Origin of the sequence: Glutamicibacter sp. JC586 (assembly GCF_009805585.1) — a bacterium.
GTDB lineage: Bacteria > Actinomycetota > Actinomycetes > Actinomycetales > Micrococcaceae > Glutamicibacter.
Window position 1 is genome coordinate 418,776 of the sequence record NZ_VHIN01000005.1, and the last position, 25,191, is coordinate 443,966.

Genomic DNA, 25,191 nt, shown 5'->3' on the forward strand with positions numbered 1-25,191 from the left:
CCTCCAGCTGCGCAGGCTGGGGGATCACTCCATTTCAGGCTAACCCTTACGCTGAACGAACACTACAGAATCGTCCATCACTGCGGGTTCTCCATTGGGAGCCGTGATGCTGCGTTCACGAGTCTGGGCAGTAAGGATGTTCCATTCCGCAGGATCTAACGCCAATGCCTCGAGTTCTTGCTCGGGGCTCGGGAAGTTCGGAAGCTCATGTTCTGGGATCTGCGCGAAGGACGGCAAAGAGGCGTGGGACAGAGCCAGAAGATGCCCGCCAGATGCCACTAACCTGGCCGCTTTGCGTAGGAATTCGGCGCGCGGGAACTCGAAAGGTGCTTGGAAGAAGCTCAAGGTCACCAGATCAAAAAGCTGTTCTGGGTTCCAATCCTTGAGGTCCGAAGCGATGAACTGCGTCTGGCTTTCATCCAAGCCATGCTTCGCAGCATCTTCCTTGGCGCGAGCTACCGCGGTCGTGGAGATATCTAAACCCGTAGCTTTCCAACCGCGTGATGCCAGCCAGAGCACGTCACCACCTTCACCACAACCAATATCCAGGGATGTCCCCGGGGTTAGCGGCGCCACCAAATTCTCGATGACCTGGTTGACCTTGCCGGACCATACTCGCTGTGACTGACCGTAGTGGTTTTCCCAGAAGGCGGCGCCTTGAAGCTCTTGTGTCTGATGATGATGGCTCATGAATCGAGAATATCGAGCCACCGAAGGTATACGCGAGCAGATTTGCGCCAGAGGCAAGAATCCCCGAAGCTATCGAGAGCTGACCTTTCCGAAGGCTCCGGCAATGGATGAGAGAACCATCGGCCTACAAGCAATCCACGCACCGGCGATAACCAGTAACGACAGGGCAAAGTAGAGTAGCCCCACCCAGTTCCCGGCGTATTGTGTCGGATCGGTCGAACCTTGGGCTGCGTACATATGGTTTAGGTTGCGCAACGCCCCGGTGGAGAACACCAAGACCACATGAACAACGATGAATAGTACAAAGTAGAGCATCGTGGGGAAGTGCAATGCGCGTGCTACCTCGATTGGGTATCGCTTGCTCATGGCGGGGCTCTTGGGCCAGTAAGCGCTGAGCCGGAAACCGGTAATCGCGGCCAATGGGGCAGCAATGAACACGGTCACGAAGTACGCGATTTGCTGTAACGAGTTGTAGTTAACCCAGCCGTTCTCGGTCGGCCAATCAAGGGTCAGATATTGCAGGGCCGCAGAGATCGCATTCGGGAAAACCTCCCACGATGTCGGGATGATCCGCATCCAATGTCCCGTCGCGAACAGCAAAATGATGAACACCAGCCCGTTGATGATCCACAACAGATCCAAGGCCTGGTGCAACCACAAGTTGATGCTGACCTTCGGGCTGCGCTTGGATGTCCAATAGGCAGGCGGCTTCTTCTGGTGCCGCACGAGCATTCCGGAACGAATGATGAGCACCATCAGGAAGAAGTTGAAGAAGTGATTCCACGCCAGCCACGCGGGAACGCCAACCGGAGCTGACTTAGGCAGGTGGTATTCGCCCGGGTAGCGCTGAAGGAAGGACTGAACCGCATCGATGCCCGCGATGCCACGGGCAACAAGAACCACTGCGGTGGCCATACCCAGCGCGCAGAACGCGCCGAGAATTCCGGCAAGCACCCACTGCTTAGTGGTCAGCGGACCGTGACGCTTCGGTTCTTCTTTGGCTGTCGGCGCTGGCGCTGATTTTTGTTCTGGCGCTGGCGTCGGAGCAATCTCAGGTGCAGGTGCCGCCGTCTGAACCGACTCGACCTGTGAAACTGGCGTGGTTTCAATTGGTTTCTGTGCCGGAGGATTATCAGCAACAGCAGGTGCAGCCACAAAACTACTTGGCGGCCAAGCTTCACCGCCAACCTCTCGTGGCAATCCTTGCCGAACCGACGGGCTGTTGCCACTGGTGGCAGCCGGAACAGCATGTTCGACAGGGGCTTCAACTTCTGCTGGATCCGGGTCCGGAACCGAAGTATGTGTAACAACCTGATTAGTAGGTGCCGATGTCACCGCGGTGTCCGAGGGCGGCCAAGGATCGCCACCAACCACACGAGGTAGACCCTGACGAACGGGTCGCCCAGTTGCGGCGGGTGGTGTCACAACGGCTGCCGGCGCGGTAGCAATAGGCTCCACCACAACCTTGGCCTCAGGTTCGACTGATTCGTGAACAACCGGCTCGATAACTTTGGCAACAATATCGCTTGGCGGCCAAGGTTCCCCGCCGGCTACACGTGGCAAGCCTTGGCGAATTCTCTGGGGTGTTGAGCTCATGGTCAGTGCGCCTTGCGTTCTTCCAACGCGGTGATCAGCTGCGGGACAACTTTAAAGACATCGCCCACGATGCCAAAGTCTGCGATCTCAAAGATCGGCGCATCGCTGTCCTTATTGATCGCCACGATGGTTTTCGCGGTCTGCATTCCGGCCTTGTGCTGGATGGCGCCGGAGATGCCCAGCGCCACATAAAGTTGCGGTGAAACAGCAACACCGGTTTGACCCACCTGCGCGGCGTGCTCAATGTAGCCGGCATCTACCGCTGCTCGTGAGGCGCCGACACCGGCGCCCAGCGCATCGGCCAGCTGGTACACCAGCTCAAACTGTTCGGTGCTACCCAGGCCGCGACCCCCGGAGACAACGCGACTGGCCGTGCGTAGCTCTGGGCGAGAAGAATCGGTGCTGGCCTGCTGTATCTCGCCGAGTTCGACCTCGGGTGTGGTGCTTGGTGGAACATCCAAGGCTGTCGTTGACGCTTCTTGCGCCTGCGCGCGAGCTTCAACGCTGCCCACCCGAAGGGTGATCACCGCAGCACCAAAGGTCGGAGCGCTCGCCGTCGAATAGGCGCCACCATAAATGGAATGGCTAGCGGTAATACCCTGTTCATCGCGCGCCACGCCCAGTGCATCCACGTTGAGTGCCAGCTTATTGCGCACTGCAAAACGGGCCGCCACCTCGCGCGAGGTGAGGGTATGGCCACAAAGCACGGCCTGGGGCTGAACCAACGTGTAGGCGCTGCTCAGCGCATCGGCCAGTGGCGCAGTAAGGATCGGTGAGTCAACCTGTGCGGTGAGTACCGCTGCGGCACCAGCGGCGATGGCTTGCTGGGCAAAATCCCCTAGGTTCTGCTCCGGCCCGGTCACCAGCGCGATCGGAGTACCAACGGCGGCCGCGGCACCCAGTAGTTCGGCAGAATTTTCGGCCAACTGAAAATCGGGGGTGGTCTCAAGGAAAACCAGGATGGCATCGGGGGCAAAAGTAGTCATGGTTTTTCTCCGCTCACACCAGGTTGTTCTTGCTCAAATATTCGACCAATTCTCTCGCGGCTTGCCCATCGTCGTTAATGATGGTGCCGGACTGACGTGGCGGTCGCTGATCCACAGACAGCATGATGGACCTAGCGGTATCGGCCGGAAGGGGATCAACGCCAAGATCGGCCAGTGACACTACCTCGATCGGCTTCTTCTTCGCGGCCATAATGCCCTTGAAGTTGGGGAATCGGGCGTCGGGCAGGGCTTCGGTAATTGAAGCGATTGCCGGAAGTGCGGTGCGTACCTGTGCTGTAGCGCCGGAAAGCTCGCGGGTTCCGCTGATCTGTGAGTCGCTAATCTCTATCGAAGACAGTGAGGTGGCCGCCGGCAAATTTAACAGTTCGGCGAGCATCACCGGCAGCATTCCGGCCGAACCGTCCGTGGACATGTTGCCGGTGAGGATCAGGTCGTAGTTTTCGCGGCGTAGCGCGGCAGCCAATACTTCGGCGGTGAGCAAAAGGTCAGCGCCCAATAGTTGCTCGTCGCTGATTTGTACCGCCGAAGTTGCTCCCATGGCCAGGGCTTTTCGAACGGTGGCTTGGATAGATTCTGGGCCCATGCTCAGCACGGTGATCTGCGTGTCAGCATCCTTGTCCAGTACCTTCAGGGCCACCTCAACGGTGCGCTCGCCGATTTCATCAAGCACTGCGTCCGAAGCAGATCGATCAGCCAAAGCCGTGTTCAGGTTCAATGCTCGGTCCGCCCCGGTGTCCGGAACTTCCTTGATCAAAACGGCGATCTTCATTCGGTTTCTCCCCTGTAACGAAAATACTAGTAACGCAAATACTAGGACATCCAAGTTTCTCTGCTGACCATCATCTCCGATGATTTTCCCAACGTCAATGGTTGCCCAGCTGTTACCGCAAATCCACGGTGCACCGTAGGCTTGAGTTAGATATCAGCATTGCTTAATCGAAGGAACGTTCATGGCTAGCAAAAAGCGTCCAGGCAAGAAAAACTCCGGCGCAGGAAACCCTGCCAAGTCCGCACCTCGTGGGCGCAGCGTTTACCTCATTCAGGTGGAGGCGTACCTAGAGTCCCTGCGCGAGCAATACACCGGGTGGGTGGCCGCCACGGTCCCTGCTTTTTCCCCGGAGGATGCAGCAGCGGCTGCCTCCATCCAGCTGAATGTCGTCGGCGCCGTGGGTGGCGCATATGCGCAGCGTGCCAGCAGTTCCAACCTCCACAACATCGACATCGACCTCTTTGGCGAGACCTTGGCCGAGTACCTGGTGGGGCTTGACGACTCGGTGGCGCCAGAGCCAATCTTTGCTTCCTGGCTGGACTACCTCAGCTTCCTTGAGGAGAACAAGCTCTGGGAAGGTGAGAGCGAAAACTTCGACGCACTGCGCGAAATGCTTGAAGATACCCTCGAAGGTTTCGCCGAGTCCGACGCTGAACTGTGCGAACTTTTGCGCGGCACCAAGCTCTTTGAGCAGGTCAAAGCCTTCGCTCTGGCCCTAGGTGATGGTGTTGACATGACCGATTTAAGCGAAGAATCTAACGATGCACGAGCCCGAGTGCAGCGCGCGGTCGGCATCGACCCAGAAACTTTCGACAACGATGCCCCGGCCCCACTGGCGTTCACCTACGTGTGGGGTGCGGCCCAGATGTGCGTGGTGGAGCAAGACGGTTCGATCATGAAGCTGGACGAAGAATCCTACGACCTCTTGGTAGATGGCACGGAAGCCGACAGCGCTCAGCTGCTCTTCGAAATGGCTGTCGGCGCGGTCCAGGCACACCTGAACCCAGCCTATGACGTGACCCTGCGCGATGAAGCGCACTACTTGGTGCTGCGCAACCTATTGGTCACTGCGTCCACCGGCCGCGAAGGTGACCTTGAGGGTCTGCGCCGCAACGTTGGCCCGAAGATCTACGACGCGGTACTTCCAGAAGCACAGGCCGCCATGGACTCACTAGTCAACTACGACCTGCTGGCCAAGGATGGCGATACCTACAGCATCGACGAGCGTCTGGTCCCGGTCATTTCCGCAGGCATCACCGAGGTTGAGGCCTTCTTCGAAGAGGCCGAATAAGCTATTAACCGATACCCGCACCTCACGTAGTTGCGGGTATCATCCGATGTAGAGTCCCGTTTTCTATTATGAGATGGATGGCTGGTTAGGACGATGGCAAGGTCCCTATACATGAGGTGGTTACCTGCAGCCAGCGGAATTCTTTTCGCCGGGTTGCTGTTCATTGCTGATCCGCTCCTAGGTGCGGCCCCCTGGTGGATCATGCCGGACCTCTGGATACCACTGGTCTTCCCCTTGCTCCCATGGCTCGCGATCGCCAGCGTAATGGCGTGGCTGGGGCAGGCTGCTGAACGTTGGCTACACGCAGTACTTTTTAGCTTCATTTCCCTCGCGGCAGGTCTCATTCCTGGTCTGTTCTGGGCCTTGCTACTGTTTGACGCCTTCCCAAATTCAGCCAGCGGGCAATTGCCTCTAAAGGTCTCGCTCTTCTCCTGCGCAGCGGCACTACTTCTCGGACTATGTATCGCGGGGTCCGCTATTCTGCGCAGGAATGGCCGAGCTTTGGCGCGATAATCTAGGGCAGATTCTGAAATCTGCATTAAGGGAGGCTGGACCAGTTGCCTGTGTTCGCAGGGCTGATTCGCATCCAATTCCTTACCGAAAACTATCTTTTGGCTCTTCAAAGTTAGCTCAATCGTCCGCCTAGCCCGCACTCTGATCGGTGCGGGTCATGGCGATCGTTATCAGTCTGCGCAACACTTCAAGATCAATGTCCTCGAGTTTGCGCACGTATACACACCCCATACCCTCGGTGTACTTGCCCAACTCCGGCAGTAGTTCTGCACCCTCGGGCAGATCCTTAAGTCCGTAAATAGACAGCTGCGCCTTGCGCGGGGAGAACCCGGTTTTTGGCCAAATGCCAGTGTTTTTCGGGTTGGACGGGGAAACGTAGGTGTAGGTTCCGTAACCGACGATGCTCGGGCCCCACATCACCGGCTTCTCACCGGTGACCTCGCTGAAAAGTCGCTCCAGTTCCTCGCCATCGGTCCGACGCTTAGCCGGGGTGGCGGCGGCGATGAACTCATGTACGTCAGCGTCAGTGGGAAGGGTCTTCTGAGATGTCGCCAAGTGTCTGCTCCTGCGGTGTGGTTGTTTCGTCTGCCTGGAAAATGCTTGAAAGCTTGCGATACTGTTTGGTGCTCATGGCCAAGAAGGCCACCAAGATCATAATCAACCCTCCGACAAGGAAGATCAAGGCAATGCCGCGCCCCTGGCCGGAACCGAGCAACCACCCGAACTGCGCATCGCCCTGATCGCTGCGCATGAAAGGAATGATCCAATACTGGGCAATGGGCGCAATCAAGAACGCGGTAATCGGCGCGGCCGCAGCTTCCATCATTTGCGCAAAACCAAAAACGCGTCCCTGCCTTCGGAAGGTGACCACTTTCTGTATCACCGTTTGCTCGGAGGCCTCGACCGCCGGGATCAACATCATGTACAACCAGATCCCCACAATGTAGAGCCACGTCCATTCGCGGATGGTGAAGATCGCTCCGAGCAATCCCATGGCCGCCACCAGCCAGAGCATGGTCCGGATCGGGTTCTTGCCCAACCCGAACTTGGCGATGAGCAAACCGCCAACGATGAACCCGGTCGAGGCCAAACCGAAGCTGAGCCCCCACGCCTGCACCGACATGATGGTCAGCCCGTAAGGATCCATTAACGCCATGTAGGTTCCGCCGATGAAGTTGTTAAACATCGAAAAAATGATCAGCGCAAACAGTCCGGGAATCGCCATCACCGTGGTGAATCCGAGACGCAAATCGCTGGTCTTGGTTCGGCCTTCTTCTTTTTCTGGTTCTTCTTCCGGCATGGAGATTCCCAATAAGTGCAGCATCGTCAGCACCACCATCACGATGGAAATCGCCAGCGTCCAGCCCATCCCCAGCCAGCCGATCGCCAGCCCGCTGAACACGCTGGTGATGATAAATGCGATGCCTTGCACCGTGCCCACCAAGCCGTTGGCATTGGCGTGCCGATCGACGGGGATCAGTAGTGTGACTGTGGTCGACAGTGCGATGCCACGCATTTGTTCGACGATGGCGCCGCCGAGAATGACTAGACAGAAGAGCCAAAATTGCCACCCGCCCACGTTCAGGATGTCTTCGGTGGGTAACAACAGGTAGATCACCCCGGCGAGAGTGAAAGCGATGGCGGTGATTATGGACGAGAAGACGAATACCGACTTCTTGCGGTGGTTATCCACGATCGTTCCGAAAACCATGGAAAACACCGCGATGAGAAGCATAAAGGCGCCGCCAATAATGCCGGTAGCCATCACGTTTTCGGTTTCCAGATAGACCCAGAAGGTCAGTGCAAACCAGAGGAAACTGGTGGTGAAATTCGCTACCGCGGTATTGATGAGGATGCGCATAAAACTGCGTTGACCATCGGCCGGTACCACGCGCGTCGCGGCATCGGTGGGTGTGGAATTTCCAATCTGCTCGTCACTCATGGGGTGACCCGCTCTTGTTGGTGCTAGTGGATGTAGCAACAGGATACTCTTCGGGGTGAGAGCGCCGATAGGTAATTTACATTGAACCAGGATCGTTAGTGCTTGGACTGACGGATTGGATCCGTCAGTTGGAGACTGAGGCTCTAAGTTCTTGGGTAAAGTCCTTCGGCTGACGGAACGGATCCGTCACCTCGATCCGGACCATAAAGAATTAAGGAAACAGGGCAACGAAACGTACAGCATGGATGCTGGTTTCCAGGTGCTGTGGTCGTTCCGAGCTATTGGAGATCTGGCTTGTTCGTAGTGACGGAAAATTTCCGTCACTCAACATCCTGCAGGTGCGTTAGGTCGCTCAGGATGGGGTGGCGTCTTGGCCTTCATGAAGGTTGCCATCGATGACAGTTGGGTTTTCAACCCGAATGATCAGATTGTCATCGGAAAGCGCTGAGTTTCCGAGTAATCTACGAAGGTCATCGGGCGAAGCGAGTTCACGTTCCGGACAACGATCATTAGCGTGTTCAAAACGCTCCACGTTTTCGACGCTTCCGGGCACCACCACCGAGCTCAGCCCGTGTGGCGTGCGCCAAGACTTGGAACCGTCTGGGCAGTTGATGACCTGCCATCCCAACGCGTGCTTAAACATCTGGTGCTGCTTGCACAAGAGTTCGGTGTTCTTGCGGTTGGTATGTCCGCCGGTTTCCCATGCGTCGACGTGGTCAACTTCGGAATTATCAGCGGTGCGCCGGCATCCCGGGAAACAACAGTGCTGATCACGAGCGCGGAGGAACTCCTTGAGAACCCGAGTTGGCTTGTAGCGCTTACGGCCCACGTCCATGACCGCGCCACTAAAAGGATCAGTGAGCATCGGGATGATTGAAGGGGCATCCTTGGCGATCTTCAACGCAACGCCCATGGGGATGGGGCCGTAACCCTCCAGATCTGCCATCGCAGTCTCGGGGTTGGCGATCATCTGCAAGGCAGGAATCGTAACGACGACGCGTGGCTTAAGTGGTGAACCGTTGGAACCTGGCCACCCGTTGATCATGGCATCAAAAAAGATATCTACCTCAAGCTGAGCCTGAGTTCTGGTGTCCTGAGCATCGTTATTCTGCGAGGCCACGTGCCTCAAAGTGGTGAGGACCGAACGGATGTCCTCTGCTGGCCCATAGACCTTGAGAGCTGCCATTCCATCGGGCAGATCCCACCCTGAGATCTTCCTAGCTTCCAGGGCGTTTTCATGCCGTTCGTTGGCTGCTTCTGGATTGGCGCGATCGTGGAATCGACGGGCGCGCTGAGCGATGGTTTCATCACTTGCGGTGGCAGCAACTGGCAGTAGTTGGTGCTGCATCAAGTCGATCTGTTCCTCGGTCAAGTCCTGAGAGTACTTAACGATTGACTTAGCTGCTGCCGGAGTGATATCCCCAGCAATCAAAGCTTGAAGGGTTTCAGAGCATATGTGGCGAAGCCCCTTGGCCGTGAACATCCGAGAACGGACCTTTTCATTGGTTTCCCGTAAGGCAACGGAAGCTTCAGCAACAAAGTTGGAGGTGATGATCTGATCGCTGGTTGGATCTACGCGATAGTAGTTGGCGCTGAGCCTGTCACGTCGCTGCTGTTCCGTCTCAAGATGGGGTTTGGCCACGGTATCTTCTGCGTAAATCTGTGCGACCTGCTCAACGCTATCGGCCATGATGACCGAGGTTGCTGCAAAAAGGACACTGTTGAGCCGTTGAATTGTATCTAGTTGCGCCAAGCCATCGCCGGGGCCATTCATGGGACCGGCCGCGTAAAGATCATCAGCAAGCTTCTTCACGCGACCATAAAGCAACTCATGTTCCAGATAGTCGGTGAAGGCGGAATCTGATTGTGACTCGCCACGGGTAGCGGGCGGGTCCAGCGGTAGACGATGTTCGTCATCGTCGTCGGGGTGGAAATATGGATGAGTCATGCTTAAATTTTCCCGCCGCGCACCGACAGTTTGGACTGAATTTGCGCGGATTTATGGCCTCTGTGCAGAAGTTTGTGGGATCGTTAAGTAGCGGTCATAAGATCACGATTCGGCCACGGTTTGTGGGATCTCTACGATCGCTTAAGAATGTAGAAATTGAGAGGACTTGGTCATGATTTTTGGCAAAAAGGGCGATGATGCAGTGCGCAACAAGCTCAGTGCTGCCCCAGCACCGTACGGCCAGATTGCGTTGCGTTTACACGAGCTGGTCAGCGAAATCGCCCCGGCGCTAGAACCGATTGTTCGTTGGGGTCTACCGTTCTACGTTAAGGACGGAAACGATATCTGCTACATCAAGCCCGACAAAGAGTATGTGGTCTTCGGGTTTGGCGAAGTAGTGAACCCGGCGTTTGAAGAAGGCGCGCATATGCACCCAGTGGCATGGACGATCAGTTCACTAGATGAAGCCACCGAGCAGAAGATCCGCGCACTGGTTCAGAAGGCCGCCGGCTAACTTCTAGCTGAAAACAGGGCGCGGCTGGCGGGGTCCGGTGGTCATTGCGGACGCCAGTCGCGCTGCGAGTAGCACGAAAAGTAGTACCATCGCCGCTGCGCTGGCTAGGTACAGCGGACGTTCGAGCGCGGCCGCGGCGTCCATATCCCAATCGGCGTAGGTATCGCCGATCGAGTTCATGTTGGCGAATGAAGCGAAGAAGAAGGCCGGCGCGCCTAGGGTCAAGATGAGGCTCCAGATAACGGCTTGTAGCCACGGTTTCATCGAGAGTTTTTTGGACAGGGCGATCCATGCCCACGCCACTGCCAATAGTAGGCCCAAGACCAAAAATACGACTCCACCTGCGAGCTTGTAATGTTGATCGGCCGCATTCATGGCGGCGATGGTGGCGTCCAACGGTTGGTGGCTGGCCGCGACCAAAGCCCAATGATTCATCAGCATCAGCCCGGTGACTGAATATCCAGCGATGATTAGGAACCCAAGGGTGACCAGCAGTTTTTTCATGCATGAAGCATAACAGGACAAGCATTCATGGTTGGCAGGACGACCACGTCAGACTATTGTCATCAGTGTGATGTACGACACTATTGGTGATGGGTTGAAGGGTAAGTTTATGAAGGCGTATGCCAAGGGCGAGAGCGAACCGCAGCTGCTGGACGAAACTATTGGAGCTAATTTTGAACGAACGGTGGCGCGCCGGGGTTCTGCTGAAGCTTTGGTGGAATCCAGTAGCGGGCGACGCTGGACTTGGCAGCAACTCAACCAGGAAGTTGACCAGCTCGCTAAGGGGATGATCGCCGCCGGTCTGGAGCCGGGAGACCGTGTGGGAATTTGGGCGCCGAACTGCGCGCAGTGGGTTTTCACCCAGTATGCCACCGCCAAGATCGGCGTCATTTTGGTCAATGTGAATCCGGCCTACCGCACCCACGAATACGCGTACGCGGTCAATCATTCGGGGCTGCGGATGCTGGTGGCGGCCAGTGAACTTAAGACCAGCAATTATCGGGCGATGGTTGAGCAAACCCGGGCCGATACCCCCAGCTTGGAGCGCGTGGTGTATCTGGATACCGATGACTGGCAGCAGTTGGTGGAGCAGGGTGCGGGGGTCAGTGATGAAGAATTGGCCGCACGCTTGGCCGCGACCAAACCCGAGGACCCCATCAACATCCAATACACCTCGGGTACCACCGGATATCCCAAGGGTGCGACGCTGAGCCACCGCAATATCTTGAACAATGGGCACCAAGTCACCGGGATGATCGATCTAGACGAGAACGATCGGCTGTGCATTCCGGTGCCGTTTTATCACTGTTTCGGCATGGTCATGGGCAACCTCGGGTGTACTTCGCGCGGGGTGACCATGGTCATTCCGGCGCCCGGCTTTGATGCTCAGACCACCTTGGAAGTGGTGGCCGAGGAGAAGTGCACGGGTCTGTATGGGGTGCCGACCATGTTCATCGCCATGCAGAATCTGCCCAACTTTTCCGACTTCGATCTATCTGCGCTGCGCACCGGGATCATGGCCGGATCGATCTGCCCGGTGCAGGTGATGCGCCGCTGCGTCGAGGATATGGGCATGAGCGCGGTATCCATTGCTTATGGCATGACCGAAACCAGCCCGGTGTCCTGTCAGACTCGCGGGGATGATGATTTCGAGCGTCGCACCTCAACCATTGGCCGGGTGCATCCCCATGTGGAGATCAAAGTGGTCGATCCGGTATCTGGTGAAACTCTTGAGCGCGGAGAGACCGGAGAATACTGCACCCGCGGGTACTCGGTGATGCTCGGCTATTGGAACGATCAGGACAAGACCAAAGCTGCGATCGATGCCGAAGGCTGGATGCATACCGGGGATCTGGCGGTAATGCGCGAGGACGGGTACTGCACGATCGTCGGGCGCATTAAGGACATGATCATCCGCGGCGGCGAGAATATCTATCCGGCCGAGATCGAGGAATTCCTCTACCGGCATCCGGATATTGAAGACGTTCAGGTGGTGGGTGTTCCCGATGAGAAGTACGGGGAGGCAGTCTGCGCCTGCCTTCGCATGAAGGCTGGTCACCCGCCACTGAGCATTGAAGCGGTGCGTGAATTCTGCTCCGGGCAATTGGCGCACTATAAGGTCCCGGCCTATGTGCAGATCCTTGAGGATTTCCCGACGACAGTCACCGGGAAAATTCGCAAGAATCAGTTGCGCGAGGACGCGGCGAAACTGCTGGAGCTGTAGCCGCTCGCCGCCAGCCAGGTCAGCGAGCCACAGCGATGCTTTGGGTGGAGGTGAGGTTCAGCATAAATACTGCATCCGGAAATTTCCTGCATGCTAGTTTTCCAAGTGGAATCCGTGGGCTAGTCTCGGGGGTGACAAGGAAATTCCTGACGTGAATGGGGTGCATACGTGCAGAAGCATTTCAGCCGCCTAGTGGGCATCGCTGTGATCATGATCGTGGTTCTCGCGGCCTCGCTGCTGGTGTGGGCGCTAAGCATCGCCGAACGCCCGGTGGGCATGTGGAACCCGATTGAGGTCCCCATCGGAAGGCTCTGGACAACCTTCTACAGCTCCGAGCTGCCCGATTTGTCGATCCTGGTTTTCTCCGTTGCCGCCGCGGTGATCCTGGTGCTGCTGGTGGTCCTGGGCGAGCGTCTGGTCACTTGGCGCTATCGCCGGACACCGATCGAAAAATCTAACCGGCCGCTGGCACCAAAGGCGGTGATGGCCCGCACGCGGGGCGTCTACGCAGGACCGGTCACCGTAACGGTGCTGATTCCGGCACACAACGAAGAAGCTTCCCTGCCGTACACCCTGAAAGCCCTTGAGGGGCAGAGCTTCAAGCCATCGCGGATCATCGTGGTGGCCGACAACTGCACCGACCGGACCGTGCAGGTCGCCGGCGAGCACGGGGTCGAGGTGTTCGAATCGGTGGGCAACAAGCACAAGAAGGGCGGGGCGCTGAACCAGGCGCTGCATGCCATCCTGCCCGGGATGGGCGATAACGACTGCGTCATGGTGATGGATGCCGACAGCCAGATCGGCGCGGACTTCCTAGCAACCGCCCGGGACCGCTTCACCTGGGACCGCGCGCTGATGTCGGTGGGCGGGCTGTTCCACGGCGAAGAAGGCCACGGGCTGATCGGCCAATTCCAGCGTAATGAATACACCCGCTACCAGCGCGAAATCTCACGCCGAGACGGCCGGGTCTTCGTGCTGACCGGTACGGCCTCTGTGTTCCGCGCCTCGGCCCTGCGCGAGGTGGCCGCGGCGCGCGGGAGCGTGCTTCCGGGCACCCCCGGCGAGGTCTATGACACGGCCGCCTTGACCGAAGACAATGAGCTGACCATCGCGCTGAAAACCCTCGGCGCGCTGACCACTTCGCCGCAGGACTGCACGGTGGTCACCGAGCTGATGCCCAACTGGAAGATGCTGTGGGCGCAGCGGCTACGCTGGCAGCGCGGGGCGTTGGAGAACCTGGGCGCGTACGGAGTCACCGCGCAAACCTCCCGGTACTGGGCGCAGCAGATCGGCATCGGCTATGGCGTGATAGCGCTGTTCAGCTATTTCGCGCTGATGATCATCATGCTGATCTCCATGGACACCTGGGTGTGGTTCCCGTTCTGGATGCTACTGGGCGCGCTCTTCGCTGTCGAACGCGTGGTTACGGTCTGGCACGGCGGCTGGAGAGCTAGGATCGTCGCCGCGCTGGTGATTCCCGAGCTGGTCTACGACGCCTTCCTTGATCTCGCATTCCTCAAGGGCGTCGGGGATATCGCCTTTGCCCGAAGCGCGGATTGGAAGCATGTCGACCACGCGGGTGCCGCACGAAAGGAAAACATCTCATGATGAGTCTCATCGTCCAGATCCCGCGGGGAATCATTCTTCCCGAAAGCGTGCTGCTCAGCGACTGGTTCGCCGTGCTCGCCTCGTTCGTCGCGATCAATACCGTGCTCTATCTGGTCCTGGGCTTGGTCAAGCTGCTGCCGGTTATCCGGATCCGCAGCGCACGGGGACGCGAACGCCGCTCAGAAACCAGGAATATCGATCCCGAGACGTCCGTGTAGCTCATGCATCGCCGCGGGCAGGTCCGCCAGCTCGATGCCGGGGCTGAAATAGAAGCCTTGCGCATAGTCGAAGTCCAGCCTGCGGGCGAGCTGAAGATGCTCGGCGGTTTCGACCCCCTCGACCAGCGTCTTGGCATTGATCTCGCGGGCGGCCGCCAGCAGGATGTCCACATGTTCGCGGGCCTTATCCGATGCCAGGTAGTGGATGAATAGCGAACGGTCCAGCTTCACGATGTGCGGCAACAGGCGCAGGATGCGCTCCCTTGTCGCATAGCCGATGCCTGCATCGTCAACGAGCAGCAGGCAGCCGAGCTCATCGGCATTGATCCGGACCGCATCGCAAACTTCTGGTGCGGACAGCTCGTTCAGCTCCAGCCCCCAGTCCAGCCGGGGATCAAGTACCGGGGTTGTGCGAGCGAAGGCCTTGATCGCAGGACCTGAGGCATTCATGGTGAGCAGCAGCCCGTCGGGCAGCCCTTCGGCGGCGTGGACAATGCCCTCCAGGGCGCGCAGCTCCAACGCCAGCAGATTGCCTTCGGCCCGGGCCTGGGCGAAGTGCTCGTCCGGCCGGCGTCCGTCGCTGAATCGTGCCAGCGCCTCGAAGCCCAGCAGCGCGTCGGAGCGCAGGTTGATCAGGGGCTGGAGTGCGAACTTCATGGTCCACCTAGGATGGCGATGCGGATTGGCAACATGATGCTGGTTAGGCTGTTGTGTACGAAGGTGATATTACCGTGCATCTGGCCAGGGATACGCGATACTGATGAATTCACAAGGAAGCGGGGGCAGCATGCCCAGGACAAGGGACCGGCGGGCCAACGATGACGGAATCTGCTGGAGCCGGCTGCTGCCGGCCAGGCTCCGCAGGATCAATCGGCTGGAAGTTGCTGTCACCGGGATGGTGGCGGCATTCCTGCTGGTGTTCTATGTGGTCAACCTGGGCAATGATTTCAGTTCGCCGCTCTTCCAGAAGCTGGCGGTAGCCAGGGTTGCCGGGACCTTGGCCATGGTGATCACCGTGTGGATGCTGCTTGACCGTTTTCCACTGTGGATTGCCTATCTCGGGGCCCTGGCCGAGTTGTCGGCCTTTGTCGTCTTCGTGGGGTTCTCGGTCAACCATGAGCAGATCGTCTTCAGGCTCCAGGAATTTCCGCTCATCGCGCTTTATATGTCCTGGCTCTTTCCGCCGGCGGTCACCCGGTGGACCATCTATCCGGTCATGGCTTTCACCATTCCCTACTCGGTGTTCTTCGGCCCTGCCGCAGGCACCGAGCACCAAAGCGGGCCGTTGAACGTGCTGAGCCTGGTCTTCTTCACCGTCATTGGCATGTTCGTCGGCCACTACGTCAAGCGCCGATTCCGCCAGCAAACCCAGGTTGATGCGCTGACCGGCGCCTTGAACCGCGTCGGGCTGTCGGCGCGTGGAGATGCCGCTTTGCTCGCGTCGCGGAAGTACCGCAGGCCGCTGGCTGTGGCGTTGCTGGACGTGGACGGGTTCAAGGAGATCAACGACCAGGACGGCCATGATGCCGGGGACCGCGCGCTGAAGGAGCTGGTGAGGCATCTGTGCAGCTCGATCCGTGCCGGAGACCTGGTCTGCCGATTGGGCGGAGACGAATTCGTGCTGGTGTTCGCCAATACGACGATGGGCCAGGCGCAACTTCTGATGGAGCGCATTGCGGGGTCATCCAAGCTGGCCTGGAGCTTCGGAACGGCACAGGCCCGAGCCGATGACAACTTGAGCACCATGATCCTGCGCGCCGACCGGGACATGTACTCCACCAAGCGCCAGCGTGCGGCCGAACGCGGCAAGTCCGCAGGGGAAAGCTGAGTTCCCGCCCCCTAGCCGAGCTTGCCGCCCATCCGGTCCTGCATCTTCTGGCTGGCCTCATTCAGGCCCTGGATTTCCACTCTCTTCCCGTAGTGCTCGTATTTGGTGCGGATCGAGTCCAGGGCGGCGACGGTCGAGGCATCCCAGAGGTGCGAATCGGACATGTCGATGATGACCTTCTCGGGGTCCTGCGCGTAGTCGAACTGCATGTAGAGGTCGTTGGAGGAAGCGAAGAACAGCTCGCCGTTGACCTTGTACACGGCCGAATGTTCGGTAGCGCTGCGATCCACGGTAACCATGTGGGCTACACGATTCGCGAATAGCACCATGGCCGAAAGGATGCCCACGCCCACACCGATGGCGAGGTTGTGCGTAGCCACGGTGAGCACCACGGTAATGAGCATGACGAAGGTTTCGCTCTTGGGCATCATCTTCAAGGTGCTGGGTTTGATGCTATGCCAGTCGAAGGTGGTTGCCGAGACCACGATCATCACGGCCACCAGCGCAGCCATCGGAATCTGCGCCACCACGTCCCCGAGTAACACCGCCAGCAACAACATAAAAATGCCGGCGAAGGCCGTGGAGATGCGGGTACGTCCGCCCGAAACTTTCACGCCCACCATGGTTTGCCCGATCATCGCACAACCGCAGATTCCACCGAAGAATCCGGTAACAATATTCGCGGTGCCCTGCGCCCACGACTCACGGGTTTTACTTGAGGGCGTATCGGTTATGTCGTCCACCAATTTGGCGGTGAGCAAGGATTCGAGCAGACCCACAAAGGCTACAGCGATGGCATAAGGGGCGATGATCTTCAGGGTTTCAAGGTTCAGCGGTACACCGGGCAGGTGGAAGATTGGGAGTGAATCGGGCAGTGCGCCCTTGTCTCCCACCATCGGAACCACCACGTGTGCGAACACAGTGATCGCGGTGAGCACCACGATGGCGATCAACGGGGCGGGCACCGCCTTGGTGATTTTCGGGAAAAAGCACACGATCGCCACCCCCAGGATCACCAGTGGGTAGACCTGCCAGGGCACATTGCGCAGCTCGGGCATCTGCGCCCAGAAGATCGAGATGGCTAGACCGTTGACAAAACCGATCATCACCTGACGTGGAATGAATCGTAGAAGCTTGGCCACGCCCAGGGCGGAGAGGCTCACCTGGATCACACCGGCTAGGATCACCGTCGCGAATAGGTATTCCACCCCATAAGCGCGCACCAACGGGGCAACCACCAATGCCACCGCGCCGGCCGCCGCAGAAATCATGGCGGGGCGTCCGCCGGTGAAGGCAATAACGATGGACATGGTGAAGGAAGCAAAAATGCCTACGCGCGGATCCACCCCGGCGATCACGGTGAACGCGATGACCTCGGGGATCAGCGCCAGCGAAACTACCAGACCGGCGAGCAGCTCGGTTTTCAGTAGCCGCGGGGATTTGAGGGTGCGCCATACCGACTGGCGTTGTAGCGGGCTTAGTTGTGCGATCGCGGTGCTCAACGGGACTCCAATCACTGTGGTGTCCCAGAACATTGGGGTGGGGACCTATCTACGTTACCGCACCGGGCACTGCCGGCAGTGCTTAAATTCGAAGCCCCAGCCGGGCCGGAACTAGCCGGCGAGCTGGGGCTTCTCGATCATCACTCGCACCTTCATGAGGTACTTACTACTCTAAGCGTGGACTCTGTGCGTCAAATAAGTATGCACTGCACGTTGACTTCGCATTTGGGAGCGTCAGAGGGCAAAGAAGTGGCCCCGCCGCAAGACCGGCAGGGCCACTACTTCGTCATCACTCGCACCTTCAATGAGGTACTTATTACTCTAGGGGTGCTCTCTGTGGATGCAGTAAGCATGCACTGCGCAGTGCCCATGTATCCGTAGTTCCAGCGAAAGTAAGCTAAGCGGCCTTCAAAGGTTCCTCGACCTTTGCCGGGGTGGCGTGGGCAGCCGATGGTATGCAAGCTGCGACCAATGCCGCAACAAGACTGATGCCAGCTCCGAGCCATAGTGCGGTGTGGAAACCAGTCTCGGAAGGAAGCACTGCGCCATGGAAGTCGATGGTCATGTTCGCCAGCACCAAGCCGATGATGGCTGCTCCTGAAGTGGTTCCCAAGGAACGCATCAGTGTGTTCAGGCCGTTGGCTGCACCGGTTTCACTGCGCGGTACCGCGCCCATGATGATGGTGGGCATCGCCCCATAGGCCAGTACCACGCCACTGTTGATGACCAGGCTGGTGATCAACAAGCCCCAGGTGGAGCCCATGCCAAGTTGTCCCACGGCGTATCCGGCGGCCATGATGAGGATCCCGAGAACTAAGGTGAATTTTGGTCCCTTTGAACTGGTCAGTCGACCTCCGACGGGCGAAAGGAAGAGCATCATCAACCCGGCCGGAGCCATCCACAGTCCAGCGGACAAAATACTTTGGCCCAGTCCGTAACCTGCTTCGGTGGGCATCTGCAAGATCTGAGGCATGACCAGAGAACTGGAGTACATGCCGAAGCCAACAAAAATTGAAGCAATGTTGGTCAACAGTACGCGTGGAATCGCAGCGGTGCGCAAGTCCACCAGGGGAGCGTTTGCCCGAAGTTCCCAGAAGCCCCAGAGCAGTAATACGATCACCGACGCCGTAAGCAGAGCAATCACTAGGGGGGGATCCCCAACCCTAGGTGGAGCCCTTGGAGGTTCCGAGCATAAGGGCAATGAGCCCGGCACCTAACCCGATGGCACCGGCCCAGTCGAAGTGACCCTCGGATCCAGCGGAGTTGATAGCGGGAATGAACTTGAGGATCAGTAAGGCCACGACCAGGGTGATGGCGGCGCCCAGATAAAAGAGCACGCGCCAAGACGAAAACTGGATGATCGCTGCCGACAGTGGCAGCCCGATGGCGCCACCCACGCCCAGGGTTGCTGAGACGGTGGCGATGGCCGAAGATAGACGCTCGGCTTCTACGAGGTCACGGAGCATTGCGATGCCTAGCGGAACCATGCCTGATCCCAAGCCCTGTAGGGTTCGGCCCACGATCATCACGGTGACGTTGGGCGCTAGCGCGCAGATCACCCCGCCAAGGATCAACGGGATTGCCAAGGCGAGTAATACTCGGCGCTTGCCAAACATGTCGCCTAGCCGCCCCGAAATGGGTATGACCACAGCGGCCGCGAGCAGTGTTGCGGTGATAATCCAGGCGGTGTTATCGGCCGTGGTGTTGAAGATTTGGGGGAGCTGCGGGATTAGCGGAGCCACCATTGTCTGGGTCAGCGAAGAGGCGATACCTGCTGTGGCAAGGATGCCAACGGTGAACTTGGAGCTGGGCTTTGTGGCGAGTTTAGGGGAGGATACGGGTCACTTTCGACAGAATGTGTAAGTTACATGCAATGTTCATAATACACATCTGAGATAGGATGGAGAAATGCCAGAAGGAAAAAATGGATCGAAGAGCCGCATCGCGGACATCGAGTACGAGCAGATGCTGCTCAGTCGTTACACCATTGCTCAACATCGCCATTCCAGCGGCTTGGACCGCAGCGTATACCTCATAATGAGCCGTATCGATGGTCAGGGGCCGATGTCTATTGCGCAGTTGAGTCATGCTTTACGCCTAGAGAGCTCCACCCTGCAACGACAAGTTACCGTCGCGATTAAGGAGGGGTATCTGGAGCGCATGGCAGATCCAGATGGGCATGTGGCGCGCAAAATCACCTTGACCCACTTCGGGGAGGAGCAACTTGCTGACGCCCGTGCCACCTCCATCGAGGCGCTGGAGCAGATCATGGGGGACTGGAGTTCCAAGGACGTGGATCAGTTCGCGCACTTCCTGAACCGCTTTAACAATGCAATCGAGGAGTACAGCCAGCTACGCCGTGGCCAGAAGAATGGTTAAAGAAAAGTTCCCGCTGGGCAATATCCAACGGGAACTTTTACGATCATCACTCGCACCTTCAATGAGGTAGTTTCTACGATAGTCACGGTTTCTGTGCCGATGCTTTGGCTTAGCTTCGCGTTGACGGTGACTGGGCGCGGTGCACATAGAGCGCCCTCGAACCGATCCCAAACTCCGGTAGTTGACACATAGGCTCGCAGCGCGCTGCTATCTATGCTGGGATTCATGACTTCTGAGCAGAAACTACCGGCCACGATCCAGCGAGCACTACGAGTAGCCATAGTGCCTGACTCGTTTAAGGGTAGCGCCCGGGCTAGCGAAGTTGCTACCGCAATGGAATACGGGTTCTCCAAAGGGGCAGCCAGCCTTAAGCGCGAGGTTGAGATTACCGCGGTGCCTTTCGCCGATGGTGGCGAAGGTACCCTCGAAGCATTGATTGATACGTGGGGTACCCAGGCGATCACGCTGGAGACCACCGACGCGTTGGGCCGCCCGGTGACCTCACGACTTGGACTATCGGCTGACCAGAAAATTGCAGTTGTGGAAGCGGCGGAAGCCGCCGGACTGCCACAGGTTAGCGATGTGGCACGTAAACCACTAGAAGCAACCACCTCGGGTCTGGGCCCGCTGGTTGCTCATGCCCTAGACCTCGGAGTCCAGCAAATCATCTTGTGTCTGGGTGGCTCAGCAACCACCGACGGTGGAACCGGACTGCTCAACGCGCTGGGTGCCAAGTTCCTCGATGATCAAGGAAATCAGCTTCCAGCAGGTGGAGGCGCACTGGGCAAGCTGGCAAGCATTGACGTATCCGAACTTGACCCCCGGGCGAAAAAGGTACGTTGGCAGATCGCGTGTGATGTCACCAACCCGTTGCTTGGAGACAAAGGTGCTGCCGCGATTTTTGGTCCGCAAAAGGGTGCTACCAAACACGATGTGCAGATCCTGGATCAAGGCCTTGAACGCTTAGCCAATGTACTTGAGGCCGATACCGGGCGAAGCTTGCGCGAGCAGCCAGGGATGGGTGCCGCTGGCGGATTGGCGCTCTGCCTCGCATCGTACTTCTTTGTAGAGCTGACCCCGGGGTGGGAGCTGGTCGCCCAAGTACTCGACGCCCGTCGAATAATGCAGTCGGCTGATCTGGTTCTGACTGGAGAAGGCAGGCTTGATAGTCAATCACTGGATGGCAAAGTGGTCTGTGGTGTCCTGCAAGCCAAAGGTGAGCTGTCCGATGTAATTGTCGTGGCCGGATCAGTGGATCTGAGCGATGAAGAACTTGAGGCAGCAGGGATTCTGGCCGCGTTTTCAATTGCGCCAGGTCCAGCGAGCTTGGCGGAACTTTCGGCCGATACGCTCGGCCTAGTTCAGCGCACCGCCTTCGGTGTGGCACGCACGTACTTGCGTTAGCCTGGCCCGCATGGGTGGAGGAAATTTCGTGCGTCCCTCCACCGTGGGTACGAAACACTGCGCTATGACTTCAGACATTAAAACGATGTGCCAAGTCGGTGCCGATTTCTACGATGGAAACATGATGAAGAAAAAGTATGTCGCCTCCGCATTGTTCGCCGCACCGCTAGTTATGTTTCTGTCCGGATGCTCGATGTCTGATTTCAGCGTCGATAAGTTTGATGAATCCACCGAAAAATCTGCACAGACTTCGCAAGCTGGGGTCGCCAGCGAACTGCTACCTACCTGGGTGCCTGCTGGTGGCACCAATGTGGAGCTGGTTCAACGCAATACCGGCAGTGAACGAATTTTTGTGATGGACTACGACGGGCAATTGCCTAACGACAAGTGCATTACAGTGGCAACCGCTGGCAAACCCAGCGCTGCGGAGCTGAAGAAAGCCTATGCTTCGGATCCACGCACCAAAAACTTCGACCCAGAGGAAATTTCTACCACCAGGACCCTTGAAGCCGATTGGTGGCCCGATGATGCCGAAGCGAAAACTACCAACTTGTGTGGTCGTTTCTGGGTACATCAGTCCGGTGGAAAGCTATACGCTTTTGCCCCGGATAACGTGGAAACTGTCAAAGCAGTCCAAAAGGAACGCTCGGCAGCCTAGCTACGAAGATAATCCTCAAAAGACATCGGCGCCCTGCCGGTGATGATCTCAACGTGGTCACTGACCTTGGCCATAACGCTGCCGGATATAGCCGTATAGGTACTGACCCAAGCATCTAGCTGCCATTGCGGGGCGCCGTATTTAGCGCGTGAAGCGTACGCTTCATCGATACTCTCATCGTGGAAGCTAGCTTTATCACCACGCACTTCGCGTAGGATTCTGGAGACGTCCGACATGCTCAGAGATTGTGGGCCGGAGAGCTCATAAGCCGAACTCTCGTGGGCGTGCGCTTCGGCCAAGACGGTGGCAGCCGTGCGGGCCACATCTGCACGGGCTACCGGAGCGAAATGGCCATTCCCCGCAGGGCCGCGAATGACCCCATCGGCGCCAAGAAGGTCAGGCAAAAAATCTAGGTAGAAGTTATCGCGTAAAAAGGTAAAACGGAGAGGTGAAGCTCGCAGATACTCTTCAGTCTCATAGTGCTCGCGGGCCAAGGTGAATTCTGCATCCGGAGCGGCTGCGGCAAACGAGGTGTAAACAACGTGTTTCACCCCGGCCTGAACTGCAGTATCGATGAAGGATTTATGCAGTTCTAGACGATGCTGGCTCTCCGGAGCTGACACCATAAAAAGTACATCGATATCTTTCAGTGCGCGAATGCTCGCGGAGCGATCAGCATAGTCAAAAGTGTGAGTCGTGGAAGCCGGTAGCTGCGGCGCACGGGATGTGTCGCGGACCAGAAGTCGCTGGGGTACACCAAGATCCGCAAGATTTTGGGCTACCAACGAGCCGAGCGCTCCGGTAGAACCGGTGACTGCAATTCGTTCCTTGGATGCCATTTCACAACACTTCCTAGCTAAGGACAGTCCGAGAGTCGTAGGTAGACTCTCTCATGCGAGCTGAGTTGGTGCTTAGTTTTCGCGTGCCGTGGCGGTGGCACGAGTAGCGAAAAAGACGCAGGCGATGAAGCCTACGAGACTCAACGCGACAGCGATAGGGCCAGTGAGGCCGTGCAAATATTGATTCCACGTCATATTTAGTGTCACCAACAGTGCCACTAAAAATCCTCCGGTTAAGTAACTGATCGCCGAATTCACGGTGAACCTTTCGTCGCGATACTTGACTGTGGTGAGCCTAGCACTGCAAGAGATGAAGTTGAAGTACCCCATCGTTGCCAGCGTGCCTCTTTTGGCCGCTACCGATTCGCCATTCCCAAGGCCAGCTAGGATGAATCCATGAGCGATAAGGAGCAACCCCGTCTGGCGAGCGCATTGGCGCAGAAGGTTGTCGACACCATTGAGCCGACGATAAATCGCCATGTGAACATCATGAATGCTCATGGAGTCATCATCGCTTCCAGCGATAGTTCACGGGTTGGCACGCTGCATGAGGCGAGCGTCGAAGTGCTGAGGAGCAACCAGATCGTGCGGGTGAGTCAGGCCAACAAAATTGCCGGCATCCAGCCTGGGGTCAATATTCCGCTCATGCTCAATGATCAGCTCTGCGGGGTTGTCGGGGTCACCGGAGCACCACATGAGGTGGAACCGCTCGCTGACTTGATCGCGCTGAGTGTGCAGCTGCTGTTGAGCCTAGAGCGGGAGTACTCGCGCAGCGCTCGCCGGGCTACCGAAGCTAGGGACCTCCTCTCGGCTTTGCTTGCCGGTCACTCGACACCTGAAGTTATCGCGCGGATGCTGGAAGCATACGGTCTTGGCGGCGAGCTGCAAATTGAGCTTTGGATTGCGCCTGATGAGCAAGCCCCACACTTAGAAAAATCGGATCTCGAGGGTGTGCGTACTTCGTGGGTTCCGCTCATCGACGCGCAGTGGAGAATCGGTAAAGCTAGTGAGGGGGCGTTGGCGGATGTTCCTGACCTCAATGACCGATATCTGTGCCAGGTTCCGACAGCAGATCCCGGAGAGCTGCTGGCTCAAGCCGAGGCGATGCGTACCTTGGCTGCTCGAACTCAGCTACTCGCCCAGCGAGCAAACCTAGGAATCTGGAATGAGGACATCGCCGTGGCGGTGGCGCGTACTCCGGTTTCTAGCTTGAAATATCTTGCGGCCCCGGCGCGTGCGCTGAATCAGGAACAAGCAAGAACCTTGTTGACTTTTGCCACTGCTCCCTCGATGTCTCAGGCTGCTGAAACCTTACACATTCACCGCAATACACTGATGCAAAGGTTGGAACGGATCGGCCACGTTAGCGGGGTAGATATTCGTCTGGCCAGCCAGTCGCTTCGGTTGCAGCATGCTATTTACGCACGGGTCGCGCTAAATGAGTTACAGATCTTCTAGCTGAAGTAGCGGGAATGCCGGATCGCAATTACATTCTTGATGACACCACAGCCCAGTTATTAGCTGCTGGGGTACTGCTTGGCGACTTGATTTGCTCGAAAACCAGCGATTAGAAGCAACGCGAGAGCGATGATGAACCCGGCGGATGTCACGCTGAGTGCCAAGGGGAAATTCTGCATGAAGCAGAGGGCGGCGGCGATCGCCAGGAGTATCCAGCCGGCCCAAGCTGCGATTCGAAGGGTAGGGGCAGCATGGCGATGAGCGGCCAACCACGCTTCATCACTGGATAGGGTATGACGCGTTTTTATACCAACCATGGTGTTGCGTCCGAGCTTGTCTGCGGCCGTCATCGGCGCCAAGATACTCGCGGTTACGGTGAGGATTAACAGCCCAAACATCAGACTGATTGTGCTCGTCGGATCCATTAGGAGCCCCCTAGTTGGTGTCTCTTAATTCATTCTATACGGTAGGTATACTTTCCGGCTTCCAAGGTGGTACCAATCTCTGGATTTCCCTGAATCGGCGACGGGATGTCCGCTAGCCGTAATGTGTGGAAATATGACGGCGATTAACGATGGCCTGATCGAGCACCGCACCTTCTCACCTGTCTTTTGTGAAGAGTTCTGACGCTTTATTCCCTCCCGTGACGTGTCGATGGCATGCCGGGCCGATCGATGTTTAACTCAAAGAACACCCATCCAGAGCGGCTGAGAGACCTGGCTCCACGACGCCGCAGCAAGTCTGCAACCTGCAGAGAGTGCTAACGCCAGGTTCGATGGAATTGCAGAAAATTCTGCATC

The 25,191-nt window shown here is 57.6% G+C and carries 26 protein-coding genes and 1 riboswitch; of the genes, 11 read left to right on the plus strand and 15 right to left on the minus strand.

Translation table 11 applies throughout. The features are described 5' to 3' along the window. Nucleotides 1-39 precede the first annotated feature (39 nt). The 4 genes from FJV47_RS05500 to FJV47_RS05515 all read right to left on the minus strand — a co-directional run bounded on the left by FJV47_RS05500 (nt 40) and on the right by FJV47_RS05515 (nt 4,062). The gene (locus tag FJV47_RS05500) at nt 40-690 is read right to left on the minus strand and encodes a bifunctional 2-polyprenyl-6-hydroxyphenol methylase/3-demethylubiquinol 3-O-methyltransferase UbiG (protein ID WP_159610795.1); all 651 of its coding nucleotides are present in this window, start codon (nt 688-690) and stop codon (nt 40-42) included. 69 nt (nt 691-759) lie between these two features. Continuing rightward, entirely contained in the window at nt 760-2,286 is a 1,527-nt protein-coding gene (locus FJV47_RS05505) for a cytochrome b/b6 domain-containing protein (RefSeq protein ID WP_159610797.1), read from the minus strand. Nucleotides 2,287-2,288: 2 nt separating this feature from the next. Then, nucleotides 2,289-3,272: an electron transfer flavoprotein subunit alpha/FixB family protein gene (locus tag FJV47_RS05510; protein WP_159610799.1), complete on the minus strand. Its 984-nt coding sequence runs from the start codon at nt 3,270-3,272 to the stop codon at nt 2,289-2,291. Nucleotides 3,273-3,285: 13 nt separating this feature from the next. Next, on the minus strand, nt 3,286-4,062 hold the full coding sequence (locus tag FJV47_RS05515) for an electron transfer flavoprotein subunit beta/FixA family protein (protein ID WP_159610800.1): 777 nt from the start codon (nt 4,060-4,062) through the stop codon (nt 3,286-3,288). 181 nt (nt 4,063-4,243) lie between these two features. Here FJV47_RS05515 and FJV47_RS05520 point away from each other — a divergent pair, with 181 nt between their 5' ends. Together FJV47_RS05520 and FJV47_RS05525 are read left to right on the plus strand one after the other, a co-directional pair. Further along, the gene (locus FJV47_RS05520) at nt 4,244-5,353 is read left to right on the plus strand and encodes a hypothetical protein (protein WP_159610802.1); all 1,110 of its coding nucleotides are present in this window, start codon (nt 4,244-4,246) and stop codon (nt 5,351-5,353) included. A gap of 111 nt (nt 5,354-5,464) precedes the next feature. After that, entirely contained in the window at nt 5,465-5,866 is a 402-nt protein-coding gene (locus FJV47_RS05525) for a hypothetical protein (RefSeq protein ID WP_159610804.1), read from the plus strand. A 129-nt stretch (nt 5,867-5,995) separates the two neighbouring features. On the opposite strand, the gene FJV47_RS05530 is transcribed toward FJV47_RS05525, so the two are convergent. From FJV47_RS05530 to FJV47_RS05540, 3 genes are all read right to left on the minus strand, one after another. Next, the gene (locus tag FJV47_RS05530) at nt 5,996-6,421 is read right to left on the minus strand and encodes a DUF1801 domain-containing protein (RefSeq protein ID WP_159610806.1); all 426 of its coding nucleotides are present in this window, start codon (nt 6,419-6,421) and stop codon (nt 5,996-5,998) included. Next, on the minus strand, nt 6,390-7,808 hold the full coding sequence (locus FJV47_RS05535) for an MFS transporter (RefSeq protein WP_159610808.1): 1,419 nt from the start codon (nt 7,806-7,808) through the stop codon (nt 6,390-6,392). The genes FJV47_RS05530 and FJV47_RS05535 overlap by 32 nt, the downstream gene beginning before the upstream one ends. A 352-nt stretch (nt 7,809-8,160) precedes the next feature. Further along, nucleotides 8,161-9,756, minus strand: coding sequence for an HNH endonuclease signature motif containing protein (locus tag FJV47_RS05540; RefSeq protein WP_159610810.1), 1,596 nt, complete (start codon nt 9,754-9,756; stop codon nt 8,161-8,163). Between the two features lie 172 nt (nt 9,757-9,928). Here FJV47_RS05540 and FJV47_RS05545 point away from each other — a divergent pair, with 172 nt between their 5' ends. After that, nucleotides 9,929-10,270, plus strand: a complete 342-nt coding sequence (locus FJV47_RS05545) for a DUF1801 domain-containing protein (RefSeq protein ID WP_235026349.1) — start codon at nt 9,929-9,931, stop codon at nt 10,268-10,270. Between the two features lie 3 nt (nt 10,271-10,273). On the opposite strand, the gene FJV47_RS05550 is transcribed toward FJV47_RS05545, so the two are convergent. Next, the gene (locus FJV47_RS05550) at nt 10,274-10,774 is read right to left on the minus strand and encodes a hypothetical protein (RefSeq protein WP_159610812.1); all 501 of its coding nucleotides are present in this window, start codon (nt 10,772-10,774) and stop codon (nt 10,274-10,276) included. Nucleotides 10,775-10,883: 109 nt separating this feature from the next. Here FJV47_RS05550 and FJV47_RS05555 point away from each other — a divergent pair, with 109 nt between their 5' ends. From FJV47_RS05555 to FJV47_RS05565, 3 genes are all read left to right on the plus strand, one after another. Next, a complete protein-coding gene (locus FJV47_RS05555) occupies nt 10,884-12,497 on the plus strand; it encodes an AMP-binding protein (protein WP_159610973.1) in 1,614 nt (537 codons plus the stop codon). A 168-nt stretch (nt 12,498-12,665) separates the two neighbouring features. Continuing rightward, a complete protein-coding gene (locus tag FJV47_RS05560; RefSeq protein WP_235026350.1) occupies nt 12,666-14,105 on the plus strand; it encodes a glycosyltransferase in 1,440 nt (479 codons plus the stop codon). Beyond that, nucleotides 14,102-14,323, plus strand: a complete 222-nt coding sequence (locus tag FJV47_RS05565) for a hypothetical protein (protein ID WP_235026351.1) — start codon at nt 14,102-14,104, stop codon at nt 14,321-14,323. Before FJV47_RS05560 ends, FJV47_RS05565 begins: the two co-directional genes overlap by 4 nt. Here FJV47_RS05565 and FJV47_RS05570 read toward each other — a convergent pair. After that, nucleotides 14,285-14,980 carry an EAL domain-containing protein gene (locus FJV47_RS05570; protein WP_159610814.1) on the minus strand — a complete coding sequence of 232 codons (696 nt, stop codon included), beginning with the start codon at nt 14,978-14,980 and terminating at the stop codon, nt 14,285-14,287. The two genes, FJV47_RS05565 and FJV47_RS05570, sit on opposite strands and share 39 nt — an antisense overlap. A gap of 130 nt (nt 14,981-15,110) precedes the next feature. Here FJV47_RS05570 and FJV47_RS05575 point away from each other — a divergent pair, with 130 nt between their 5' ends. Then, nucleotides 15,111-16,151 (plus strand): GGDEF domain-containing protein, encoded by a 1,041-nt coding sequence (locus tag FJV47_RS05575; RefSeq protein WP_159610816.1) that lies wholly within the window; start codon nt 15,111-15,113, stop codon nt 16,149-16,151. Nucleotides 16,152-16,162: 11 nt separating this feature from the next. Here FJV47_RS05575 and FJV47_RS05580 read toward each other — a convergent pair whose 3' ends face one another. The 3 genes from FJV47_RS05580 to FJV47_RS16555 form a co-directional block, all read right to left on the minus strand. Beyond that, complete coding sequence (locus FJV47_RS05580) at nt 16,163-17,686, minus strand: SulP family inorganic anion transporter (protein ID WP_200831949.1); 1,524 nt, start codon at nt 17,684-17,686, stop codon at nt 16,163-16,165. Between the two features lie 364 nt (nt 17,687-18,050). Further along, nucleotides 18,051-18,797 carry an MFS transporter gene (locus FJV47_RS16550; protein WP_235026352.1) on the minus strand — a complete coding sequence of 249 codons (747 nt, stop codon included), beginning with the start codon at nt 18,795-18,797 and terminating at the stop codon, nt 18,051-18,053. A 19-nt stretch (nt 18,798-18,816) separates the two neighbouring features. Next, entirely contained in the window at nt 18,817-19,398 is a 582-nt protein-coding gene (locus FJV47_RS16555; protein ID WP_235026353.1) for an MFS transporter, read from the minus strand. Nucleotides 19,399-19,561: 163 nt separating this feature from the next. Between FJV47_RS16555 and FJV47_RS05590 the strand changes: the two genes are divergently transcribed. The 3 genes from FJV47_RS05590 to FJV47_RS05600 all read left to right on the plus strand — a co-directional run bounded on the left by FJV47_RS05590 (nt 19,562) and on the right by FJV47_RS05600 (nt 22,094). Then, entirely contained in the window at nt 19,562-20,032 is a 471-nt protein-coding gene (locus tag FJV47_RS05590) for a MarR family winged helix-turn-helix transcriptional regulator (protein WP_159610820.1), read from the plus strand. Between the two features lie 225 nt (nt 20,033-20,257). After that, nucleotides 20,258-21,436 carry a glycerate kinase gene (locus FJV47_RS05595; protein ID WP_159610822.1) on the plus strand — a complete coding sequence of 393 codons (1,179 nt, stop codon included), beginning with the start codon at nt 20,258-20,260 and terminating at the stop codon, nt 21,434-21,436. 64 nt (nt 21,437-21,500) lie between these two features. Next, the gene (locus tag FJV47_RS05600; protein WP_235026354.1) at nt 21,501-22,094 is read left to right on the plus strand and encodes a hypothetical protein; all 594 of its coding nucleotides are present in this window, start codon (nt 21,501-21,503) and stop codon (nt 22,092-22,094) included. On the opposite strand, the gene FJV47_RS05605 is transcribed toward FJV47_RS05600, so the two are convergent. Then, nucleotides 22,091-22,933 carry an SDR family oxidoreductase gene (locus FJV47_RS05605; RefSeq protein WP_159610824.1) on the minus strand — a complete coding sequence of 281 codons (843 nt, stop codon included), beginning with the start codon at nt 22,931-22,933 and terminating at the stop codon, nt 22,091-22,093. The two genes, FJV47_RS05600 and FJV47_RS05605, sit on opposite strands and share 4 nt — an antisense overlap. A 72-nt stretch (nt 22,934-23,005) precedes the next feature. After that, nucleotides 23,006-23,434, minus strand: a complete 429-nt coding sequence (locus tag FJV47_RS16435) for a hypothetical protein (RefSeq protein ID WP_200831959.1) — start codon at nt 23,432-23,434, stop codon at nt 23,006-23,008. On the opposite strand from FJV47_RS16435, the gene FJV47_RS05610 reads away from it, so the two are divergent. Then, a complete protein-coding gene (locus FJV47_RS05610; protein WP_235026355.1) occupies nt 23,414-24,391 on the plus strand; it encodes a sugar diacid recognition domain-containing protein in 978 nt (325 codons plus the stop codon). The two genes, FJV47_RS16435 and FJV47_RS05610, sit on opposite strands and share 21 nt — an antisense overlap. 59 nt (nt 24,392-24,450) lie before the next feature. On the opposite strand, the gene FJV47_RS05615 is transcribed toward FJV47_RS05610, so the two are convergent. Next, nucleotides 24,451-24,789, minus strand: coding sequence for an SdpI family protein (locus FJV47_RS05615; RefSeq protein ID WP_159610828.1), 339 nt, complete (start codon nt 24,787-24,789; stop codon nt 24,451-24,453). A 293-nt stretch (nt 24,790-25,082) separates the two neighbouring features. Then, nucleotides 25,083-25,173, plus strand: a riboswitch (SAM riboswitch). Nucleotides 25,174-25,191: the final 18 nt, after the last annotated feature.

Coding starts and splice junctions, on each gene's coding strand:
- FJV47_RS05500 (WP_159610795.1), bottom strand. CDS start 690: ATGAGCCATCATCATCAGACACAAGAGCTTCAAGGCGCCGCCTTCTGG.
- FJV47_RS05505 (WP_159610797.1), bottom strand. CDS start 2,286: ATGAGCTCAACACCCCAGAGAATTCGCCAAGGCTTGCCACGTGTAGCC.
- FJV47_RS05510 (WP_159610799.1), bottom strand. CDS start 3,272: ATGACTACTTTTGCCCCCGATGCCATCCTGGTTTTCCTTGAGACCACC.
- FJV47_RS05515 (WP_159610800.1), bottom strand. CDS start 4,062: ATGAAGATCGCCGTTTTGATCAAGGAAGTTCCGGACACCGGGGCGGAC.
- FJV47_RS05520 (WP_159610802.1), top strand. CDS start 4,244: ATGGCTAGCAAAAAGCGTCCAGGCAAGAAAAACTCCGGCGCAGGAAAC.
- FJV47_RS05525 (WP_159610804.1), top strand. CDS start 5,465: ATGAGGTGGTTACCTGCAGCCAGCGGAATTCTTTTCGCCGGGTTGCTG.
- FJV47_RS05535 (WP_159610808.1), bottom strand. CDS start 7,808: ATGAGTGACGAGCAGATTGGAAATTCCACACCCACCGATGCCGCGACG.
- FJV47_RS05540 (WP_159610810.1), bottom strand. CDS start 9,756: ATGACTCATCCATATTTCCACCCCGACGACGATGACGAACATCGTCTA.
- FJV47_RS05545 (WP_235026349.1), top strand. CDS start 9,929: ATGATTTTTGGCAAAAAGGGCGATGATGCAGTGCGCAACAAGCTCAGT.
- FJV47_RS05550 (WP_159610812.1), bottom strand. CDS start 10,774: ATGAAAAAACTGCTGGTCACCCTTGGGTTCCTAATCATCGCTGGATAT.
- FJV47_RS05555 (WP_159610973.1), top strand. CDS start 10,884: ATGAAGGCGTATGCCAAGGGCGAGAGCGAACCGCAGCTGCTGGACGAA.
- FJV47_RS05565 (WP_235026351.1), top strand. CDS start 14,102: ATGATGAGTCTCATCGTCCAGATCCCGCGGGGAATCATTCTTCCCGAA.
- FJV47_RS05570 (WP_159610814.1), bottom strand. CDS start 14,980: ATGAAGTTCGCACTCCAGCCCCTGATCAACCTGCGCTCCGACGCGCTG.
- FJV47_RS05575 (WP_159610816.1), top strand. CDS start 15,111: ATGCCCAGGACAAGGGACCGGCGGGCCAACGATGACGGAATCTGCTGG.
- FJV47_RS05580 (WP_200831949.1), bottom strand. CDS start 17,686: ATGTTCTGGGACACCACAGTGATTGGAGTCCCGTTGAGCACCGCGATC.
- FJV47_RS16555 (WP_235026353.1), bottom strand. CDS start 19,398: ATGGTGGCTCCGCTAATCCCGCAGCTCCCCCAAATCTTCAACACCACG.
- FJV47_RS05590 (WP_159610820.1), top strand. CDS start 19,562: ATGCCAGAAGGAAAAAATGGATCGAAGAGCCGCATCGCGGACATCGAG.
- FJV47_RS05595 (WP_159610822.1), top strand. CDS start 20,258: ATGACTTCTGAGCAGAAACTACCGGCCACGATCCAGCGAGCACTACGA.
- FJV47_RS05600 (WP_235026354.1), top strand. CDS start 21,501: ATGACTTCAGACATTAAAACGATGTGCCAAGTCGGTGCCGATTTCTAC.
- FJV47_RS05605 (WP_159610824.1), bottom strand. CDS start 22,933: ATGGCATCCAAGGAACGAATTGCAGTCACCGGTTCTACCGGAGCGCTC.
- FJV47_RS16435 (WP_200831959.1), bottom strand. CDS start 23,434: ATGAGCATTCATGATGTTCACATGGCGATTTATCGTCGGCTCAATGGT.
- FJV47_RS05615 (WP_159610828.1), bottom strand. CDS start 24,789: ATGTTTGGGCTGTTAATCCTCACCGTAACCGCGAGTATCTTGGCGCCG.